This window comes from Polaribacter sp. Hel1_33_96 (genome assembly GCF_002846595.1).
Classification (GTDB): Bacteria; Bacteroidota; Bacteroidia; order Flavobacteriales; family Flavobacteriaceae; genus Polaribacter.
The window spans coordinates 363,662-383,872 of the sequence record NZ_PJMV01000001.1 but is presented as its reverse complement, the minus strand read 5'-3'; the positions used below and the strand labels follow the sequence as shown (position 1 = coordinate 383,872).

Here is a 20,211-nt window from a genome sequence, read left to right as displayed (position 1 = left end):
TTTCACGACACACCTCACTCTTGAAAGATAGTTTGCTTCTGAATTATTATCTTGTAGTAAACTGCAAGTTAAAATATAGACTTCCGTAAAACTAGTATGTATCTATGCTTTGTAAATTTTTAAAAATTGCTGCCAAGCCCTGGAGATAATTATACCTGCAACATTCTATAAAAAATAAATACTATTTTCAACTGATTAAAGTTTGCAGCTGTCTTCATTTTTTGTATCTTTATACTGTATTTCGAACCTAATTTTAGGTACCAACCGAGTGAAGACACCACGGTGGTAAAATAATACGGACGTCAGGTCAAAATAAACGAAAAAAGACCCAAACCTATTTTTTAGTATCGAGATACAAATAACTAAAAACTATTTGTATGAAATTTTTAATGTCAAGATTTGGTGGACATGGAGTTGTCGTTGGAAGCGGCAAAGCCAGTGATTCACTTTTACCACAAGATCAATCCTTGGATAACATGTTAGACACTTATGCCAAGGAAATTATTCCGAACTTTTTTTATATTTCTTCTTATGATGCCATCCCTGAATATATGGGGATGTTAGAATGGAATCAGTTCGGAAAAAAACCTGTAAAATTAGGAACGCTATCGCATAATTTTACCGAACTCTTGCTTCAGTATGATCTTTCTGTGACCACAGATATCTTCATCACAAAGCATCAATATGATAATGTTTACGCAGTTATCATTAAAACGCATAAAGAAGAATTGGAAAGTATTAATCCCGACTATTTTGAAAGTTACGATTATGTTTTACAGGTATTCATTCGGTCAAAAAACCAAAAACCCAAACTTAGAACCGAAGATATAGAACGGATCCTTTTAATTCTATTTTATAAAATGAATTTGATCTATGAAGGCTATATTGAAGAATTCTCGCCATCAAAAACACATTTAGGGAAACTTATTTCAAGTGAGTTTTGTGATGCAATATCCTCTTTATTAGTTGCTGTAGATACTGATGAACAACTTGCTGAATTGTTACAAAAATACACCCCTTGATGTCTCAAGGAAGTATAAAATAGCAACATGTAATTAAAAAAATATTAATCTTTAATGTATCAGGAACGCAATAATTGCGCACCAACCGAGCACAGAAGCCACGGTGGTTTAGTATACGGACAGTTCTGTCAAAACAAATGAACATCCACTAATTATATTAATATCCTGGTGCATCCCTTTTAAAACTATGCATTATGATTTTCAATTTATCAAAACAAGAAGTTTCAGCCATCAATTTAAAGCATCTGCATACTGTAGATAAACTTTATCGAATGAATGCTGGAGTAGGCTCTGATTTATTAAGTGTTAAAAATGACACGATGGTATTAGAGGTGAACATTAATGACCAATGGCTTGAGAAGAAAACCCTTGAGCAGACATCAAATCAGTTTTTAACCTGTTGGAAGAAATTTAATAGTGTGCTCCAAAAGAGCCGGTATTATACTGTTTATGTTTATAACACCAGTCCATTGGGATTTATGATATCTGCTAATGCCACAAAAGAAGAAATGGCTTTAGCGCTAAAGAAATTTAATACTAAAACTTCTAAAAGACTTTTAGGAGTATTCTCTAATAAAGAACTTAATAACCTCTCACCAGAAAACTTAAAATAACCTTTAAAACAATTTATTATGAAAACTGTATTTCTTAATTTAAAAGAAGGCGATAAGACTTCTTCTAAAGCTTTACCTGTCAATGACATCATCACACTAGATGCGTCGCTTGTAGACATGGCTAATTATTTAAACAAAGACACCGTGGGTGCTTTGATCCATTTTAATTATCAACAAATTATTCATCTAAATTTAACCAAAGCATCGCCTTATGTTCTTCTGTTTTTTGATGATTCTCTTATTTTCAAAGGAGCTACGCACAGTATTGCTAGCGGGACTGGTAGCTTTAGTATTCAAACGGGGTACAAACATATTCTTTTTGTAAAAATCCCTCATGATTTAAAATTGAATACAATCATCAGTTTAAATATTTAAACCATGTCCCAATACCATACACCAAAGCAATAAAAATATTTTAACTGAATTGTAAAATACATTATGGAATTAAAATCGACAGCAGTAAGAAAATATGATGAAAAATTTATGCATAGATGCATAGCACTTTCACAAGAAGCTGTAAACTCAGGGGATGCCGCTTTTGGTAGTTTAATCGCAATTGATGATAGGCTAATTGCAGAAGGATTAAATGATTATAAAACCAAAATTTCTGAACACGCAGAAATCGTTGCTTTGAACAAGGCCCACAAAATATTAGGTACATCGGATTTATCCGCTTGCACATTATATACAAGTTGTGAACCCTGCCCTATGTGTTCCTTTATGCTTAGAGAATTCAAAATAAAAAGGGTTGTATTTGCGCTCCCTTCATTATATGTTGGAGGCTATTCAAAATGGCCAATATTGCAAGACACAGAAATATCGGAGTTGAAACCTATATTTTCAAATCCGCCAGAAGTTTTGGCTGGATTCATGGAAGCGGAAGCCAAAATTGTAATGGAGAAAACTCAATTATGGATGTTTGGAAGTGATGCGAAATCTAGAAATCCAAATAAAAAAAATAAACCATTAGACATTAGTAAACCATTTTCCCCGAAAACAGAAGTAAAAGTTCTTAAAAAAGGGGAGCATTCATTTAAAATAAATGAACGAGTTATGTTATTGCATAAAATTAGCATTTTCAGATGGTTGGCTGAAAATTTAAATACAGGAGAAAAGGGTGTTTTACGAGAAGGAGAAGCATCGGTAATTTCGAAAAAATAAAAAAAATACAAGACTATATTGAATTCATAAAAACGGAACTTTAAATGACTATAACTAAAACATCCATACACCCTTTTTCTGCTCAAATTACCTTTGGGTTAGAAAGAGGGTATACTCAAGCGTTAATTCCTAAAGAAACCATTGTTAAATTTCTACAAGACTATCAGTACAGACTATTTAAAGATAAAAAAGTAGCTCTCAGCGCTTCTGTGAGTGAATGTGACATTGTTTTTAGCGGTCAAGTTGAGCCTCATTTGAAATTAAATTTTATCAATTATCCAAAATTTCCATTGGGCGAAAATTTACTAAAAGAAACCATAGAGGAACTGACCAAAGCTTTGATGAAAGAATTTGACCAAAACAGGGTGGTCATAGAATATTTGGATGAGACGATTATGCTTGAAGTTTCAGAGGAAATTGATCCTAGAATTCAACAAGAGTAGCAACATATAAACTCCACAATTAAAATTTAAAATGATGTCAATATTAGAAGACTTCGAAAAAAATTACAAATTTCCAAAAGGCTATGGACAGTTTCCATACATCTTACTTAAATCATATTATGCTATGTTTATGCAGATACCAATTCACCTCTTAGAGGGTAGTGTTTTTTTAGACTTTAATGAATATCCAGGTGCACAACTTCTTGATGTTCCTGAAGCTACTTTGAAATTAGAAAAACATGAGCAAATAAAAGTGCTCCATGATCGGCTTATTGAACATACCCGATGTATTTATAACAAAATTGAAAAAGACAGCGGTAAATCTCCATTATTATGGTTGGTAGAAGACAAGAATACAGCTTATTGTTTTGAAAATGGAGTAGTAAAAAAATCCTCTAAAATACCTAGCGGAGGAACTTTACTTAATCAACTTAACCAACCGATTAAAATGTCTGGCAAGCATTATGATGAAAAAAAATTTGAGTTATAACTTTTAAAACTGTGCATTATGAAAACTGTTTTCACACCCCAAGAAGGGGTTAAAATGAATTCCCAATTGAATTTTGGAGATATCACACCCATCATTAACCAATTTCACTTTTTTTTAGAAACCACAGAAACCATGTGGGATTTAGATATTCAATATTACTATCGCATTACTGATGATCATTTTATTCAAATCGCTGTCTCTGTAGATGGCACAGATCCTAAAATATTAGCCCAATATAAGCTTAGAAATTCTTCTATAAAAGAGAATGTACAATTTGTACTAGAAGAACTTTTTGAAGCCAATTTACTATTTAACGGATATCCCAAATTCAACAAAAGTGAGTTATTCTCGAAGCAGGAATTTGAAATTGATATTGTTGGAAAAATGAAAAGAGAAAAACAACAAATCAAAGACGAAACCCTATCTAAAGAAACACCCATTATTGCTTTCTTAAAAAAAGAAGGCCTAGAACCCATTCCCTCAGGAACTGCTATAGGCAGTTGGATGGCGAAATGCCCGAATGGAGGAAAACATTTTATTAGAATTGTTGCTGGCAGTGAAGAATGGGGTTGCGGTTATTGCAAACAAAAAGGAGGGCAACCTGAATTAGAAAAATGGATAATAACACTAAAAGGATATGCTTAGTTCTAGAATATTTGCGGAAAACCACACTTATAATTGCGGTTTACCGCAAGGTATTAGTTCTTTTACAACTTATATTTGGAACAGACCTTAGTCTAAGATAGTTGTATAAATTCGAAACAATTTCCTAGTACATTGAGAGTCTGATGATATAAATCATATTTTACATCTGTAATAACTTTTATTTTTGATGTAAAATCAATTGCAACAATTACAAATTTTTATTTATTTGAAAATCGTCTTTTATCTAAAAATTCAATCAATACATCAGATTAAAAGGACAAAAAATTCCAATATACGCCTGTGTTAGCAATGCTACAATTTATGGAGAAACAAGATCTAAAATTATTCAGACCCCAAGAATTGTTTGGCGCGCAGAATACTGAAAAAATTAGAACACCCCATTTTGACGTGGGAGAATTTTTACCAATTACAAATCATAATCAACAAGAAATTGCTCGTATTTGTCTTGCCTCAAGTACTGGAGACGTTATTAGCATTCGAGCAAAAAAAACTGAAGTTGGTTATCAAATAAAGGTAATTGATGAATATGAAACTGAATTTATTGACTATCAAGAAATATATACAACTATACCCACACAAGGTGAGATATTCAATATAATACGTGATATGAATACTGAAAGTGATTCACAATACTATTGGATACAAATAGTAGAAATGAATGAATTAAAGACTTTAAATGAAATTACAGATTTTATATATATCGATTCAAACCTATACCCCGACCTGAACGACTTACTCATTGAATTTTTTAGCAACAATGGATATACCTAAACTACTAGTAAAAAACCTGAACGGAATTAAAACCAAGTGAAGAAAAACTGGTGATTAAGGCTTCAACGGAGTGCTATAAAAAAGTAAAAATAAAAAAAATCTATGAACGAAATTATCTGTCCAAACTGTAAAAAGGCTTTCAAAGTAGACGAGGCTGGTTTTGCCGACATCCTAAAACAAGTGCGTGATCATCAATTCGAAGAAGAATTGCAGGAGCGCTTAACAAGTGCTGTGAAACTCGCCGAAGCCAATACCCGTATTGCATTGCAAGCAGAACTTACGGAAAAAGATAAAGAACTTACGGATTTAAAAGCTAAAAGTATTAGCGAACTTGCCAAACTGTTGGCTGACAAAGAAGCCGAAATCTCTACGGCAAATTCAAAAATTCAGAATGCAGAAATAGTGAAGCAGCTAGAAGTATCACAAGCTGTTAAGACCATTGAAAAAGAACGAGATCGCTTTGCTAATGAATTAAAAATACAAAAAACTGAAACACAGTTGCTTGAAAAATCAATTAAAGAACAGTTTACAAATAAACTCATTATTAAAAATGAGACCATCAAAATGAAAGATGATGAAATTGCTCGATTAAAAGATTTCAAGCAGAAACTATCCACCAAAATGGTTGGAGAAACCCTTGAGCAACATTGTGAAACGGAATTTAATAAGCTACGTGCAACGGCGTTTCAGAATGCCTATTTTGAAAAAGACAACGATGCTAGAAATGGCAATAAGGGTGATTTTATTTATAAAGAAACGGATGCAGCGGGCAATGAAATCATATCCATTATGTTCGAAATGAAAAATGAGAATGACGAAACTGCCACAAAAAAGAAAAATGAGGATTTCTTTACAAAACTAGATAAAGACCGTACAGAAAAGAAATGTGAGTATGCAGTACTGGTGTCGCTTCTAGAATCTGAAAATGAATTCTACAACACAGGTATCGTTGATGTATCGCATAAACACACTAAAATGTACGTGGTACGTCCGCAGTTTTTCATTCCTATTATCACACTACTGCGCAATGCAGCCATGAATTCCATGCAATACAAAGCAGAATTAAATTTAATTAAAAATCAAAACTTGGACATTACCAATTTTGAAGAAAAAATTGACATATTTAGAAAAGGTTTTGCTTACAATTATGATTTAGCGAGCCGTAAATTTAAAACTGCTATTGATGAAATCGATAAAACAATTAGCCATTTAAATAAGACAAAGGACGCTTTATTATCCTCGGAAAATAACTTACGCTTGGCTAATAATAAAGCGGATGATTTAACCATTAAAAAATTAACCCATGGTAATCCGACTATGAAGGCAAAATTTGATGGGCTTGCGGATACCGAAGCATAAATTATGTTATAAATAAACCAAAATCATTTGATTTCGATTAAAACAAAAAAATAAAATAGAAACAAGAAAAAATTGAACCTAAAGATGCAAAATTGAAAGTTCCGAAAAACAGGGTGGTAAAAATTTCATCAATTAGAGGGATTGACTTGCTTCTGATAATTTTTGATTTTTACCAAAAAGAGTTTTGTGATTATAAATAAAATAGTAGTTAAAAAGTCATAAACCCCTTACCAATTAAATCTATAAAAGTTCCTGTTATCCGTAAACAGAAACTTATAAACAGGAGATTTATTCTCCATATAACGAGTTGTACCCAATTAAAGAAAAACCTGAACTAAATGACAAAAGAAATCAATGAAACAGTTTTGTGTATCCTTAAATATAAGGACGAACAAATAGTCATTGATTACCAACCAATTGAGAAAAATTTTATTGAGGAAATATCGGAATTACAAAAATTACTTAATTCCAACGAAGATAACATTACACAAATATTAAACTTCATTAATAAAACGGAAACATTAAAACAACTACAACAGCACTACAAATATTGTAAAAATTTAGATGGTTCATATCAAGGATTTAGAGTTAATTTAGAGGAAAAAACCAAAGAAATAAGTGATAGAAAAGACCTGATTTATTTAAATGAAAAACAAAATCCAGAGAAGTATGATATTGAAAGTGAAATTGAGCAACTAAAGATTGATATTGAAAATGACTTTGAATTATGGACTAAAGCATTTGATATTGGAAAAACCTATCGTAAATGTTATGAGGATAAATCAATTCTAACATTTTCACATAGAATTAATGGTTGGTCAAATCCTGAATATCAATTAAGCCCAAACTTTTCAATTGAATTGAAAACCAATTTTGGTTATGGTAGTTCAAGTTACTTCTACATAAAAATAAAATATAAAAACATTGACATTACACCTGTTTCTGAATGGATAAACTACGAAATTTCTAAATTTTCAGAGATTGTAAGATATACTAAATCGTTTTCTGTAAAATGGATTCGTGGGACATATAATGGACGAACAATATTCAGAAAAGAAATTCAAAATTCATATTGGCAAACTGCAATGGAATTTGCTATGGAAGCTTGTAATTGTTCACGAAGAAGTGAAACCGAGTTTATAGAAAAATATGTTATTGAAGAGTGTGAAAATATGGTTACAGGACTCACAAACATTGTAACAAATTCTACATTTAGCTTTATTGGAGAAAACAATAAAAACTACAAAGTTGATAAAAAAGGGCATCAACTTATTGAGTTTAGAGGAGAAAAAGTAAGTGGAGCAATTGACTTTATATCAAAAATAGTTGAATACAACCAAATAGCCGAAATACAAAAATTTATAGTTAGAATTGAGCAGATTAATAAAGAAATTCAACCAATTCTTATCGAAGAAATTAAAATAATTGATATAAAATTAATTGGACTTAATAAAGGTTTAGACGCCTTAAAACCTGAATATGAAAAATTAAAATCTAAAAACATAGAATACAGCAAAGACATAAATAAATTGCGAATTGAAATGATAAATAATAAAGTCTTTGATTATCAAAATGTCGATACTGAAAAACTAATGCTACAATTCAATCAATTAAATCCAGAATATAAAGAATTTGTTACCGAATTTGAACGAGTAAGTTTGAAATATAACGAGTTGGTTCAGAAAATAAATATTCTAGTAAAACTAAAAGCAAATATTAAAAGTTATCATAACAAAATTGAAAATTACTTTAAGAAATAACTGGGTACAACACCGTATATAAAAAATAGCTTAAGATGGTTAAATGAATTAATCTTCCTACATTTAATTAAAAATCTCCCAGCCGAAAAATACGTCGCCCAAAAACCGCTACTTTTCATATACAAAACCGTTAGGTGCAAGCTTAGAAGCAGCCGCACAAACAGCACATTTATTTTTTTTTGCCAACACATAAGCCAACGCAAAAAAATAAAAGAGCTGTTTTTTGCCAACGCTTGAAAAAATACGGAAACCCGTAAACTTAATTGAAAAAATGAAAGTAAATTAAAAAATTAAAATTGTATTAAAAAAATCTGCAAGAAAAAGAATGACAATAGACGAAATTTATAAAAAAGGAAATTTGAGTATCCGCTCTTATCACGTCTGTAAATACAATGATATTGAAACTATCTTTGATTTAAAAAAATATTTTATAAAATATAAAAGCTTTTTGAAATTCAGAAATTGTGGACGAAAATCCGATGAAGAATTAATTAAGCTTTGTAATTCCTATTATTTGGAAGGAGTTGATTTATTTGATAATGAAATTCAAGAAAAAGTTTTAGAAAATCCTATAAAAAAAATAATTAATGAATTAACAAGAGTTCAAAGAGAAGTAATAAATAGCTTCATTCTTGTAAATACTAATAGTCTTTCCGTAAGAAGTAAAAATGGAATTTCACTTCATTTAAACGGTAACTTAAAAATTAAAAACTTTGCAGAACAAATCTTGATTTCTGATAATTTTATAGTTAGAAAAATAAAGAATGTTGGCGCAAAATGTATTCCAGAAATAGAAATTTATATTTCTATAATAAAAGAGTTTTTGATTGAAGTAAGTCAATCGGTTGATGAAAAACACCTAATTTCATTAAAGAATAATTTTTTAATTCAACGCACATTTTCTATCTCAAAAATTCCAAGTGAAATACTTGAATCAGAATCAATATTCTTACTTACAGATTTTTTATTAAATCAAAATGCACTATATGAAGAAACTCATACAGTAATTGTAAAGAAAGCTTTTAAAATATATCAAGACCAAAAAGAATTAACTCTTGACTATATTGCTGACGAAGTAAACTTAACTAGAGAAAGAGTAAGACAAATAAGGAAAATATGTTTGGATGATCTATTTAGCAAACTGTTATTTATTCAAAACTTCAATGACGATTTATTTCAAAAATACAATGTAGATATTAATTCCAATCAAATTGAAATAAACTCAAATATCGTTGACATTATAAACAATACTAATAAAACAAACTTATCAAGAGAGTTTATTACATATATATTATTCGCCTATTTGTGTGAGAAATTTACATTAATTGGAAACATCGAAGATGTAATGCAACCAACCTATTTTAATGCTAGGAATAGACATAATTGGAATAACTTCTTTTTGATAGAAAAAGAACTAGTTGCTGAAATCGACTTTTATGCATTGACAAACGATATTGAAAGTAGAATAAGTGATCGAGTTGAAGAATCTTATTCTTTTAGCTTCAAAAGCTATTTGTCAAAATTTCTAAATTACGACAACATAGAAATTTTAGATTTAGCATTTCCTATCGCTGAAAAAATGGTTAATGATGAATTTGAACTTTATCTAGATTTAGATGAAAATATAATATTTAAAAGAAATACAAATAAGCAAGCATACGAATACTCATACGAGGCTCTTGAACAGTTAGGCAAACCATCAAAAGTTAAAGGAATTTTAGAAAAAGTGTTAGAGCTTCACCCTAATTACAATACAGATGAAGCGAAAATAAGAGTTTCTATGAAAAGAAAAAATGGCTTTGTTCCTATTGGAAGAAAAAGTGTATTTGGCTTAAAAAAATGGGAAAAGGAATTAGATAATTTTAAAGGTGGTACAATAAGAACAATATCCGAAGAATTTCTTTTAAATTTTAATGAGCCTCAACACAAAAAAGAAATAGAAAAATACGTAAAACAGTTTCGTCCAAAAACAAATGCCAATAGTATTTATAATAATCTATATATTGATGAATCAAATACATTTGTCTTTTATGAAAACTATTATATTGGTCTTTCTTCAAAAAAATACCCTGACAATTATAAAACATTAAGTAAAACGGCTTCATCTATAAAACACACTTGGGAAGAAAGTTTAGAAATTATAAAAGAATTCACAAATAAAGAAAAGAGACTACCTTATTCAAGTGGTTGCCCAAAAAGTGAAGAGAAACTATATCGTTGGTTCAATATCCAAAAACGAAAATGTTCTGATGGTACACTCGAAAAAGAGAAAGTAAAGCTCATAACTGAAATAGCTAACAGATTTCCTCAAATAAACAAAAAACAAAGTTCAAATTCTACCATACAGAATAAACCAAACACACACACTAATCGAAATAAATATAGTCTTTCAAAATTAAATAACTTTATTAGAGAACATAAAAAAATTCCCGACTCTAGAGTAATTAAAGAAAAAAATCTTTACCAATTTTATTATAGAAATAAAAAGAATATAGAAAAACTTAATATTCTTACAATTGATGAACGAGAATTAATTCATTTAATTAAAAAATATGGTTCAGCAAACCGTAGTTCAAAATACACTATTAATGACCTCATTAGTTTCTTTAAAGAAAATGAGAGAATTCCTGATCCAAAAGCAGAAAAGGACTTGTATCATTATTATCATAGACAAAAAAGAAAGCTCTCGAATCTCAATGTTTTTTCAGAAAATGAACTAAAGCTAATCAAACTAATCGAACTATATAAATCAACTAGTTTAAGAGTTGTTCATAATATTCAAGAATTAATCAATTTTGTTTCTATAAATAAAAGATTACCTAGTTCAAAAAATATTAATGAATCAAAACTTTATCAATTCTATTATAGGAAGAAACAGTTATTTAATAACCAAGAATTAACCCAAGAAGAAGAAATCCAGTTTATCGAAGTTGCAAAGCTTCTTCAAAATATTAAATATGAAAATAAAGGAAACTAAAATATTGCAGAGTCAAAGACTTAAAGAAATATGCAGTGAAAAAGATGTGAACTTTCATTCAGTTGAAATTCTATTGGAATCTGTAAAAACAAAAAAGTTGTTGAAAAGAAATAATTATCATCAGCAAAAAATTAATGACGTTATTGAAAAAGGAATAAAATGAAGTTATCAAATATAGAAATTAACAATTTTAGACAATATTATAACTCTGTTGATATTGACTTAACGACTAATTCTGATCAAAATATCATTGTTATTGGAGGTAGAAATGGTTATGGTAAAACAAACCTTTTATTATCAATAGTTTGGTGTCTTTATGGAGAAAAAATATCTCAAATTGATGATAATTTTAAAAAGGAAATCCAAAAGGAAAAGAACTATTCATCATTTATGCAACAATCCATCAATTGGACGGCAAAAAAAGAGAATAAGGATACCTTTTCAGTTAATATACTTGTTTCAGAAATTGAATTACCTGAATTAAAAAAACTGAATTCAAATTCGGAAAGCGTAATGATTACTCGAAATTTTAATGTTAGTAGTATGAATGAACAGCTTTCTATTTTAGATCCAATTTCAAATATTGAAATTTTTGATGATGAAGCTGATAAGATCAACTTTATAAATGATTATATTATCCCAATAGATGCCGCCAAATTCGTTTTTTTTGATGCTGAAAAAATATCTGAAATTGCTAATTTATCAATTAAAGAAGAAGGAAGTTTTATCAATGATGCTTTAGGTAAAATTCTAGGGTTAGACATTTACGATACACTTATTGAAGATATAGAATTATATATAAATAATCTTAAAAAAGAAAGTGCAACCAAAAACCTTCAAGAGGAAATAATTAACAGAGAAAATGCTATTAAAATATCTGAAAATGAAATAAAAGGAGAAAATGGTTTGGAAGAAAAAAATGCAGAATTTCAAAAAAAGATAGATAATTTAAAAAAGAAAATTAGAGAATACGATAATACTATATCCCAACACAGTAAACAAGGAAATTCAACTTTCAATAGAGAATCTATTTTATCAGAAATAGAAAAATTAAGAGCAATAGAATTTGAACTTTCTGAAAAATTTAATGAATTAAGTGAGATTATTCCATTAGCAATACTAACAGGAAAACTTGAAGAAGTTAATGAACATATTGAACTTCAAGAAAAAAATGAATTGTCACAGAATTCGTCAAAAGAAAATTTTGAAAAAATAGAAAATTTCATTGAACTTCTTTTTAACAAACCACCTGAACCAGATAATTCTACTATGTCTTTTAAAGACAAACTTTTCTATTATGAAAAAGCTCAAAATTTAGGATCTGAGTTATTTAGCAATATTGAAGATTATCAAGAATTAGAATTTGAACACGATCTTAATAATGCTGAAAAAAATTTAATTTCAGATGCAATAAACCTAGTTAATTCTCAATCAAAAGATTTATTTGAAAAAACGATTGAAGAATTTAATGAAGTACAAATTAAACTTTCAGAATTAAATAAGACTTTAAGCAAAGTTGATGCCGATCAAGAAGATGAGTTTATTTTAGAAACAATAGCAGATAAAGAAACCGCTGAATACAAAAGAGACACTCATAAAGAACAAATTGGAGGAAATAAAGAAAAAATAAAAAAATTAGAAAGTGATATAGTTCGTTTAAACCAACAGCTAACAACATTAGTGAAAAAAGTAGATGTAAATGCTCAAAACAAACTTAAAATTAAAGAAAGTCAGAAATACATTGACGTATTGAATTTATTTCTGGAAGAGCAGAAAAGCAAACACAAAAACAGTCTTGAAAAAACAGTTTTAAGCGAGTTAAAAATTTTAATGCACAAACTTGGTAGTGAAGGAAACAGTAGTAAATTTATTGAAGATGTAAAAGTTACCATTTTAGCTTCGGGTCAAGGAATGAAAATCACATTGTTAGATCAAGATGATAACGAAATAAGAAAAGAAAGTTTATCATCAGGAGAAAAACAAATTTATATTTCGTGTTTGATAAAAGCAATATTAAACGAATCGATACAAAGTTTACCGATTTTTATAGATACACCTCTTGGTAGACTTGATGAAGAACATAGAGATAACATTACTAAAAAATATTATCCCACTCTTTCTGAACAAGTGGTATTATTTTCAACAAATAGTGAGATTACACCAAAACGATACAAAGATATTTCAGATAATATTTCAAAATCATACCTCTTATTTAATGATGGTGCAAACACAAATTTAAAAAAAGGATATTTTAATACGACTAGCAATGATTAGATTTAAAATAGATACAGAAAGCACAGAATTATTAGATAGAATTACAAATATTTATAATTTCAAAAGAGATACAATTACTGGAAGAATCGCTTTATCATTAAGTATGGAAAAAGGTCGCCTTTTTCACGAAAACGAAAACAGTTTACCTCAAAATGGCAGAGAATATACACCAACAAGCAACATTTTTGGTCGTTTAATTAATGACATTGATAATTATACACTTTACAAAACAATTTTCGACCAACATTATAATAAAGAATTAACAGAAAATGAATTTATTAAACTTTATAAACTTCATTTAAAAGATGGTCTTGAAGTGTGGAATAATAAATTGAATAATAGTGATATTACCAAAGGAGAACACATTTCACTTTTATTGAAACCTATAAAAAAAGGATTAAACAAAAGAAAATCTAATGTTTATATTCCAAATTCAGATAAAACAGAATCAACTAATTTAATTAACAGCACAAATAAACCTATTGAACTAAATCTTGGAAATGATCTAAATGGAGAACCGATTAAAATTAAAATAAATGATGAAACAGAATACACAAGTCGTCATTTTGGTATTGCAGGAACAACAGGATCAGGAAAAACACAACTTGTTTTTGATTTAATTTATCAAATTTCCAAACAAACTGATTATGAACTTAACTTTACATTTTTTGATTTTAAAGGAACTGATACTAAAGAAAAGCTTGATCCATTTTTATCTTCAACCAAAGCAAATTTCATAGACATTAAACATCAAAATGGTTTTCCTTTTAGTCCATTAAAAAACTATGATTTAAGTAATCAAAACTATATTGAATCTTTTGCAAGTGATTTAAGAACTTTCTTTAAGAGTATTGGTCAAGTTCAATCTGCTAGCTTAGTAAGAGAAATAAAAGATTATTATTTTGACAATAATTCTTCCCCAACATTAGACGATTTATTAGAGAATATTTTAGAGAAAAACAAAGGTAAGTTCGACACAACTACTAGTGTAATTCAACAACTGATAAACTCTGGTATTTATGATGAATCCAAATCATATTCTATATTTCATCAAAGTACATACATTTCAATGCCTTCAGAGGTTACAAAAGAGATTAAACAATTTGTAACATTTAATCTCTTAAAGTATATGTATGATAATATTAAAAAATCAGGAGATACAGCTGTTACAAATAATATAAAAGCTTTAAAACACGTAATTATTATTGATGAAGCACAGAATTTTTTACAACATAAAAATGCAAGACCTGTAATTGAGTCAATGTTAAGAGAATTACGTTCAATGGGTATAATTATAATCTTAATTGCTCAAGAAACTCAAGATTTTATTTACAAAGATTTTAATTTTATGTCACAAATTCAATTCCCTATTTGCGCTAATGTTAAAGATAAATCTACAAAGAGAATTATTCCATTTCTTGGTAGTGTGAATAGTGAAGTTAAATTAAGTGCTCAATTAGCGAAACTCGAAGGAGGAAAAGCTTTAATTAATATAGGAGAGCCAAAACTAATTGAATTAAAACAATGGTGGAAAACGAAACAAGATGAAAACATTTAATCCAACGCAAGATTCAAGCACATTTAAAGTTTGTTCGTGCCTCACAAATTTAAAAGAGCTTTCACGCCAACGCTAGCAAGTTTGCGGAAATAAAAGTACGAAAACACAACAACGTATATAAAAAATAGCGGTTTAATCGCTTAATCGAAAGAAAATGAATAAATTAGAGGTCAGCTATAATCCGAAAAGTTAGTGTGTAAAATCCGCTACTTTCCTTACACAACAGCGTAGGTAACTTTTTACCCTAAAAAAGGGCCGTAAAAAACCCCAATAATAATTACCTAAAAAACAGCAAGATAAAAGGTCATTACAAGGTTTGTAGGCCATAATACTCTGTTTACCTGGCGTCTCAAGCAATAAGATTGCATTACTTAGCCTCCCCTCAGCACAATCTCACTCGCGAATAACAGGGGTAACTTATGGCACTCAGACGTAACTTTTACGCCATCTGCATGCAGTTTACATAGCATCCGTACGCGATAAAAGTTACATGCGGACGTTATTTTATAAAAAAAGAGACAAAAGCGCATAAAAAAACCTCAATAACACGTGGTTATTGAGGTTCTTAAGGCCTTGTGCCTACTTTACCATCATTGTGCGGAACGTAGCAATCTGTTAAAGGGTTCCTCTAAATTTTCAGTAGATCCCTCCCTCTTGCGTCCGCGCAATGATGTTAAAGATTAACTCGCTTTCTGAAAGGATAAGTTTTGTAACAACGCTTTCATTTTCTTTGCAGGTCTGAACAGAATTCGTGATTTTTTAACAGCATCTGCTGTTACTTCTGCTGCTGTATCAAAGCCTTCTGAACTTAAACCTACTTGAAAATTACCCAATTTACCCAAACGAACAATACGTCCTTCTCTTAGTTCTCTTACAATGTTTTTTTCCAACACATTAAGTACCGCCAAACAATCGGTGTCGGTTACCGTACATTGTTCAGAAATAATTTCTGCTAAAGATTCAAAGTCTACACTTCCGTTAGCTGCTACTGCTGCATAATGTTTTTTTGGTGCAGTAACGTCTTGTGGATTTACTCTTTCTATTATTTTATAGCTAATTGCCATGTTATATCAATTTTAAAATTTAAATTATTTTTGTGCAGCCTTTCTTTTTAGAGGCAACTGCACGTAGTCTTCCTCTTTGGATACGCTTTAAAAACTCTGCATAAATTGCCCAACCACACACGAATTTTGTGCCGTTAAACCAAAAGCAACATCTTTGCTTTTAGGAGTTTACATTAAAAAAGTTACGTCATGTCTTTACCAAATGCAGTATTGTGGACTGCTTTAAAAATTGTGTTAATTTTTTTGGTAAGTTTTAAGAAGTATTGTAATTTTATGGTCTCAATATGAAACTACGCACTTCTTAAAGTGTTACCGTTTACAAAAAGTCTTAAAGCACATCTTTAAGATTTTTTTGTTTTCGTAAATATAATAAACACCTATTCCATTATCTTTTTTTATAAGTAATGCTTATGAATAGAACAGTTATAATTTTTTATAAAAACATAAAAAAACAACTCTTTATTACAATATAAAGTTAAAATTAATTGTTGGAGTATAAAAGTTATACTTATTCACAAAACCCTTGAAGTTAATAACAAAATGAATACGTTTTATTTTTAAGAAGTAGTTTATTAAATAACTTTTTGACGCATGAAGCCCAGCACATTACAGCATAGTTAGTGGCGTGCTGAAAACACTGAATTTTTCGGTCAGCAAACAACGATTTACCACAAAGAACTGCGCTCAAAAAAACCTTTTTCTTCATTAAACTTTGTGCTTTAGTATAGAAAATTCTAAAGTGCTTCATAAAAAAGCATCTTTAACAATAGCTATAAGTATATGCTTAGTTATAGATATTCCAAGGAAATCCACATTTTAAATTGCGGTTTACTACAAGATAAGAATTCAGAAGCAAACTATCTTTCAAGAGTGCGGTGTGTCGTGAAAGCAGTAAGAAAGTATTTGAAATTTACTTTTCTTTTTGATATGTATTATAGAAAACTCAAAAAAATGATAGAAAGAAAAACAAAAAAATATTTCAGGCTTAAATTCTCCATTCTTGGAGATTCCATATGATATAAATCATATTTTACAGCTGTAATAACCTATATTTTTGATTCGTAATTAATTGCAACTATTCAAATTTTTATAAACTGTAGTACTTGCTTTTATCTGGAAATCGCAACCGATAAATGGGAGGTTTATGAACCATATAACCAGTTGCCAATAATTAAAAAAATAGGATAATGCATAGAAAAAGTTACGATACAGTTACAGAAGCGATGACAGCATTGAAAAAACTTGGCTACACCACAGACTTTTCATTAATGACTGAAAAAGAATGTATAATATGCCACGAAACTAAAACAGAATTGTCGCCAGATAATTTTAAGATTGATGATTTTTACAGATTTGACGGAGATAGCGATCCAGGAGATGAAATGGTTGTGTATGCAATTTCAGCAACCAACGACCAGTTGAAAGGTATAATTGTAAACGCATATGGCATTTATGCAGACAATACAGCTTCTAAATTGGTCAAAAAGTTAAACACACACCAAAAAAATTAAATTATGGATATTATAGATAATATAGTTCAATATTTTCAGATAAATAATGACAAGCCTCAAGAAGCCTCACCAGAAGGAACTTGCGCTGTTTGCTGGGGCCAGCAACAATATAACGGAAAAATAAGAGACTTATTTGAGGATAAGCAGATTGATGTTAATAATCATAGAGACAGTTATATGATGATTCAAGATTTTATGAAAAAAAATATAGATGGCGTAAAATTAAAAGAAGGAGTGATCACCGATTGTCCAAATTGTTCAGTAAAAAAAACAAACTAAATGACCATAAAAGATATAAAACTAAAATTAAAGACCTCTAACAATCCTGTTGCAAAATCACTACATCAAGGTTTAGGATTTAAAACGCTTATAATAGGTTTTAAAAAAGGCATGATTTTAAAAGAACACAAAGCGCATCTTAAATCGAAATTGACTGTTCTAAAAGGTGCTGTCATTTATAAGGAAGAGCATCGAATTATTGAACTTGAACAATATGACGAAGTGGAAATACCAATTGAAATTACACATTCCGTTGAAGCTAGAGAAGATAGTTTATGTATTGTAACACAAGGTGAATAGAAACTACTGGCAACACTGTATCTAAAAAAAAGGGAAATTAGTGCTGAATTTAAGAGTTTTTGCTCATCTCAAAGCTTGCCATAAATAGCCTAAAAACCAAACACAAAACTTCCGCACTTATAAGACCGGCTAAATGGGACGAAAAAGTAAGACAAGCTGCTTTTAAAAGCTTTAAAATCGTGGCTATAAGAAGAGCAATCCATTATCAAAATATTCTAAACTATTTGGATAACAGAAATACAAATGCTTCAGCAAAATTTGTCAATGCAAAAATAAAGACATTTAGAACGCAATGTAGAGGAGTCAGAAACATAGAATTCTTTCTTTTTAGACGCACTACTATTTTTGCTGAATCCTAAAATTCCACAACTTTTTGTATGGATCCATTGCGCTTGATCCTTGAACCCTTACCTAGTATTTAAAATATTTGTAAAACGAAAAAAGCATCTCAAATGAGATGCTTTTTGCGGTCTGGACGGGACTCGAACCCGCGACCTCCTGCGTGACAGGCAGGCATTCTAACCAACTGAACTACCAAACCGTTGCTTATAGCGGGTGCAAATATACATCTGTTTTTTAATCTTCCAAAGAAAATTATAAGAAAATTTTTCTTTTTATTAAATAATTTGTGAGCACCTGATTAAAGCCTAAATGTATATCTACAGGAACGTAATCTATTTTGTATTGTAAGCATTTATTTTTCAATTCTTTAAAGTAATTTTCTACAGAATTTCTATACTTTTCTTGCACATTTTCGATGTAAATATTTATTTCTTCTCCTGTCTCAACATCCACAAATTTTTTGGGAGAATTGTCAAAATTGAAGTTTAATTCCGTTTTTCCGTCATACGTATGAAACAAAACAACTTCATGCTTATTATATTTCAAGTGCCTTAAAGCTTCAAACAATGCCTCATCATCTTTTGAAGTTTGAAACATGTCTGTAAAAAGAAAAATTAAAGAACGCCTGTGCATCTTTTCTGCAATCTCATGCAAATATTGATAGGTTTCTGTGGTTGCTTTTGAATTAGAAGACAACAATTGCTCCAATTGATGCAGTAACATTTTTCTGTGGCGCTCACTTCCTTTTTCTGGCGCATAATATTCATACGAATCTGAATATATACTTAACCCAACTGCATCTCGCTGCCTTTTTAAGATTTCCATCAAAGATGCGGCTGCAACTGCAGAGAAACCAACTTTATTTAAACTGTCTAAATTTTGATTTTTTACACTAGGATAATGCATTGAAGCAGAATTATCTATAATAATATGACACCGTAAATTGGTTTCTTCTTCATATTTTTTAGTATATAATTTTTCTGTTTTTGCAAATAATTTCCAATCTATATGACGTGTACTTTCTCCGTTATTATATAGCTTATGCTCAGAAAACTCAACCGAAAAACCATGGAATGGACTTTTATGGATACCTGTTATAAACCCTTCTACCACTTGTTTTGCAAGTAGGTCTAAATTTTTTATTTCTGATGAATTTACTTCTGAAAGGTTTCTCATGGAGTAACGAAAATAAAAAAAGGTTTGACGTTAGCCAAACCTTTATCTTATTTAAAATATGAATACTCCTTATATAGCAGCATCAATTTTTCCTGTATATACATTTTTAGGCGCAACTCCTACCTGCTTGTCAACAACTTCTCCGTTTTTAAAGATTAAAACAGTTGGTATATTACGTACTCCGTATTTGGCTGCAAATTCCTGATTCGCATCAACATCTACCTTACCAACAACCGCTTTACCATCATATTCTGTATGAATTTCATCTACAATTGGCCCTACCATTCTACAAGGTCCACACCAAGCTGCCCAAAAATCTACTAATACGGGTTTATCTGATTTTAATACTACTTCTTCAAAGTTTGCATCTGTAATTTCTAAAGCCATTTTATATCTATTTTAAATTGTTATTTCTTTTTTACACTACAAAAGTAATCATTTTAT

The 20,211-nt window shown here is 29.8% G+C and carries 21 protein-coding genes, 1 tRNA gene and 2 riboswitches; of the genes, 18 read left to right on the top strand and 4 right to left on the bottom strand.

All coding sequences use genetic code 11. The features are described 5' to 3' along the window. The first annotated feature begins 231 nt into the window (after positions 1 to 231). Positions 232 to 325: riboswitch (SAM-I-IV-variant riboswitch) on the top strand. A 52-nt stretch (positions 326 to 377) separates the two neighbouring features. From ATE90_RS01770 to ATE90_RS01705, 14 genes are all read left to right on the top strand, one after another. Further along, complete coding sequence (locus ATE90_RS01770) at positions 378 to 1,022, top strand: hypothetical protein (RefSeq protein ID WP_101450677.1); 645 nt, start codon at positions 378 to 380, stop codon at positions 1,020 to 1,022. A gap of 51 nt (positions 1,023 to 1,073) precedes the next feature. Continuing rightward, positions 1,074 to 1,168, top strand: a riboswitch (SAM-I-IV-variant riboswitch). 48 nt (positions 1,169 to 1,216) lie between these two features. Beyond that, the gene (locus ATE90_RS01765; protein WP_101450675.1) at positions 1,217 to 1,636 is read left to right on the top strand and encodes a hypothetical protein; all 420 of its coding nucleotides are present in this window, start codon (positions 1,217 to 1,219) and stop codon (positions 1,634 to 1,636) included. Between the two features lie 18 nt (positions 1,637 to 1,654). Continuing rightward, positions 1,655 to 2,011, top strand: coding sequence for a hypothetical protein (locus ATE90_RS01760; protein WP_101450673.1), 357 nt, complete (start codon positions 1,655 to 1,657; stop codon positions 2,009 to 2,011). 63 nt (positions 2,012 to 2,074) lie between these two features. Then, positions 2,075 to 2,797 (top strand): nucleoside deaminase, encoded by a 723-nt coding sequence (locus ATE90_RS01755; RefSeq protein WP_101450671.1) that lies wholly within the window; start codon positions 2,075 to 2,077, stop codon positions 2,795 to 2,797. A 44-nt stretch (positions 2,798 to 2,841) separates the two neighbouring features. Continuing rightward, positions 2,842 to 3,240, top strand: coding sequence for a hypothetical protein (locus ATE90_RS01750; RefSeq protein ID WP_101450669.1), 399 nt, complete (start codon positions 2,842 to 2,844; stop codon positions 3,238 to 3,240). Positions 3,241 to 3,274: 34 nt separating this feature from the next. Further along, complete coding sequence (locus tag ATE90_RS01745) at positions 3,275 to 3,730, top strand: hypothetical protein (RefSeq protein WP_101450667.1); 456 nt, start codon at positions 3,275 to 3,277, stop codon at positions 3,728 to 3,730. A gap of 18 nt (positions 3,731 to 3,748) precedes the next feature. Then, entirely contained in the window at positions 3,749 to 4,375 is a 627-nt protein-coding gene (locus ATE90_RS01740) for a hypothetical protein (RefSeq protein WP_101450665.1), read from the top strand. Positions 4,376 to 4,696: 321 nt separating this feature from the next. Then, the gene (locus ATE90_RS01735) at positions 4,697 to 5,167 is read left to right on the top strand and encodes a hypothetical protein (protein WP_218971877.1); all 471 of its coding nucleotides are present in this window, start codon (positions 4,697 to 4,699) and stop codon (positions 5,165 to 5,167) included. Positions 5,168 to 5,269: 102 nt separating this feature from the next. Continuing rightward, a complete protein-coding gene (locus ATE90_RS01730) occupies positions 5,270 to 6,526 on the top strand; it encodes a DUF2130 domain-containing protein (protein WP_101450661.1) in 1,257 nt (418 codons plus the stop codon). A gap of 338 nt (positions 6,527 to 6,864) precedes the next feature. Then, positions 6,865 to 8,286: a hypothetical protein gene (locus tag ATE90_RS01725; RefSeq protein WP_101450659.1), complete on the top strand. Its 1,422-nt coding sequence runs from the start codon at positions 6,865 to 6,867 to the stop codon at positions 8,284 to 8,286. 325 nt (positions 8,287 to 8,611) lie between these two features. Further along, entirely contained in the window at positions 8,612 to 11,263 is a 2,652-nt protein-coding gene (locus tag ATE90_RS01720) for a hypothetical protein (RefSeq protein ID WP_180335164.1), read from the top strand. After that, complete coding sequence (locus ATE90_RS13810; protein WP_101450657.1) at positions 11,244 to 11,426, top strand: DNA modification system-associated small protein; 183 nt, start codon at positions 11,244 to 11,246, stop codon at positions 11,424 to 11,426. The genes ATE90_RS01720 and ATE90_RS13810 overlap by 20 nt, the downstream gene beginning before the upstream one ends. Then, complete coding sequence (dndD, locus tag ATE90_RS01710) at positions 11,423 to 13,537, top strand: DNA sulfur modification protein DndD (RefSeq protein ID WP_101450655.1); 2,115 nt, start codon at positions 11,423 to 11,425, stop codon at positions 13,535 to 13,537. The genes ATE90_RS13810 and dndD overlap by 4 nt, the downstream gene beginning before the upstream one ends. After that, positions 13,530 to 15,095 (top strand): ATP-binding protein, encoded by a 1,566-nt coding sequence (locus ATE90_RS01705; protein WP_101450653.1) that lies wholly within the window; start codon positions 13,530 to 13,532, stop codon positions 15,093 to 15,095. The genes dndD and ATE90_RS01705 overlap by 8 nt, the downstream gene beginning before the upstream one ends. 680 nt (positions 15,096 to 15,775) lie before the next feature. On the opposite strand, the gene ATE90_RS01700 is transcribed toward ATE90_RS01705, so the two are convergent. Continuing rightward, entirely contained in the window at positions 15,776 to 16,159 is a 384-nt protein-coding gene (locus tag ATE90_RS01700; protein WP_036783187.1) for an HU family DNA-binding protein, read from the bottom strand. A gap of 1,187 nt (positions 16,160 to 17,346) precedes the next feature. On the opposite strand from ATE90_RS01700, the gene ATE90_RS01695 reads away from it, so the two are divergent. Genes ATE90_RS01695 through ATE90_RS01680 form a run of 4 tightly spaced genes read left to right on the top strand, consistent with a single transcriptional unit; the run spans position 17,347 to position 18,608 of the window. Continuing rightward, a complete protein-coding gene (locus tag ATE90_RS01695) occupies positions 17,347 to 17,670 on the top strand; it encodes a hypothetical protein (protein WP_036783182.1) in 324 nt (107 codons plus the stop codon). 3 nt (positions 17,671 to 17,673) lie between these two features. After that, positions 17,674 to 17,949, top strand: a complete 276-nt coding sequence (locus tag ATE90_RS01690) for a hypothetical protein (RefSeq protein ID WP_036783178.1) — start codon at positions 17,674 to 17,676, stop codon at positions 17,947 to 17,949. Next, positions 17,950 to 18,249, top strand: coding sequence for a hypothetical protein (locus ATE90_RS01685; protein WP_036783175.1), 300 nt, complete (start codon positions 17,950 to 17,952; stop codon positions 18,247 to 18,249). A gap of 59 nt (positions 18,250 to 18,308) precedes the next feature. Next, on the top strand, positions 18,309 to 18,608 hold the full coding sequence (locus ATE90_RS01680) for a transposase (RefSeq protein ID WP_036783172.1): 300 nt from the start codon (positions 18,309 to 18,311) through the stop codon (positions 18,606 to 18,608). Between the two features lie 108 nt (positions 18,609 to 18,716). Here ATE90_RS01680 and ATE90_RS01675 read toward each other — a convergent pair. From ATE90_RS01675 to trxA, 3 genes are all read right to left on the bottom strand, one after another. Beyond that, positions 18,717 to 18,790 (bottom strand) — tRNA-Asp (locus ATE90_RS01675). Positions 18,791 to 18,843: 53 nt separating this feature from the next. Continuing rightward, positions 18,844 to 19,767, bottom strand: coding sequence for a DUF58 domain-containing protein (locus ATE90_RS01670; protein ID WP_036783169.1), 924 nt, complete (start codon positions 19,765 to 19,767; stop codon positions 18,844 to 18,846). 69 nt (positions 19,768 to 19,836) lie between these two features. After that, positions 19,837 to 20,154, bottom strand: coding sequence for a thioredoxin (trxA, locus tag ATE90_RS01665; RefSeq protein ID WP_036783166.1), 318 nt, complete (start codon positions 20,152 to 20,154; stop codon positions 19,837 to 19,839). Positions 20,155 to 20,211 lie beyond the last annotated feature (57 nt).